The following is a 1,182-nucleotide window of genomic DNA, read 5'->3' on the forward strand; positions in this document are numbered from 1 at the left end:
AACGCACCTTCCGTATGAGTCGATAAGTTATCTAGCACGACACGAATTTTATTCGCATGTGGGTAGTGTTCATCGACTAAGTCCTTCATACAGTGAGCAAAATCAACTTTCGTTTTCCTCTGTGTTGCTTTAACGTGCCGCCAACCCCGATGACGGTCAAAGAATACAAATAAGTTAGCCACGCCAACCCGTTTATATTCATAATCTAGGCGTTTTACCTGTCCCTTTTTCATCGGTTGTACTGGCCGTGTATCATCAACAAGTTGCTTCATCGCCTCATCAAAATTAATAATAGGATTGAGCTCATCCGCTGGCTCAGCATATAATTCAAGTACATGCTCCATTCTTGCAATATACTCAGCGTCCATTGTTGCCACACACCACATCTTTTTTTGCCAGGGCTTTAACGCATTTTCTTTAAGGCGTCTACGAACAGTTTCATATGAAATACTGTCTAAATCCGTTAATGTTATTAATCGCTCGCCAAGTAACGCTAATGTCCATCGGCAGTGTCCTGTTGGCGGCTCAGAACAGGCTGTGGCTATTAAAGTCACTTCATCTTTCGCGGAGGTTTTTCTCATAGCACCACTTCGTGCACCTTCATTTAAAGCGGCTTCTAAACCGTCTTCGACAAACTGACGTTTGACTCGAAATACAGTTGAAGAGCTCACTTGAACCGCTTCACATATTTGATCTGTTGTATATCGACAACGGTCCGCTTTTAATAAAATGGCGGCTCGTTTGTACTTTCGAACATTGACCATGCCTTTTTTGCAGTAGTTAACTAATTCGCATTTTTCTTCTGCTGATAATTCAACAATATACTTTCGGTTCATAACAATATTAAATGAGTAAATATGAGTTAAAGGATCGTCAATTAGGATAAAAGTTCATTATGAATAAAGAAGAGTTGCCGTCGTTCACTGTGAAACAAGGGCAGTATTTGGCATTTATTTATTACTACACAAAAGTGAATGGTGTTGCACCTGCTGAAAATGATTTTGAGCGTTATTTTGGAACTGCATCATCAAGTGTTCATGCAATGATTTTAACGCTTAAAAAGAAAGGGTTCATCACTTCAACTGCTGGAAAAAGCCGAACGATAAAGCTATTGATAGGAATAAATCAGTTGCCTGAATTTAAGTAAGGCAACTGATCAGAACTTCTGTGAACGAGTACTAG

2 protein-coding genes are annotated in these 1,182 nt (G+C 39.7%); one reads left to right on the plus strand and one right to left on the minus strand.

The genetic code is table 11. The features are described 5' to 3' along the window. The coding region (locus tag PSR9079_RS23345; protein ID WP_149983452.1) for an IS630 family transposase at positions 1-836 on the minus strand (836 nt) is incomplete at its 3' end. A 59-nt stretch (positions 837-895) separates the two neighbouring features. On the opposite strand from PSR9079_RS23345, the gene PSR9079_RS23350 reads away from it, so the two are divergent. After that, positions 896-1,147, plus strand: coding sequence for a LexA family protein (locus PSR9079_RS23350; protein ID WP_149983453.1), 252 nt, complete (start codon positions 896-898; stop codon positions 1,145-1,147). Positions 1,148-1,182 lie beyond the last annotated feature (35 nt).

Origin of the sequence: Pseudoalteromonas rhizosphaerae (assembly GCF_902498845.1) — a bacterium.
GTDB classification, from domain to species: Bacteria; Pseudomonadota; Gammaproteobacteria; order Enterobacterales; family Alteromonadaceae; genus Pseudoalteromonas; species Pseudoalteromonas rhizosphaerae.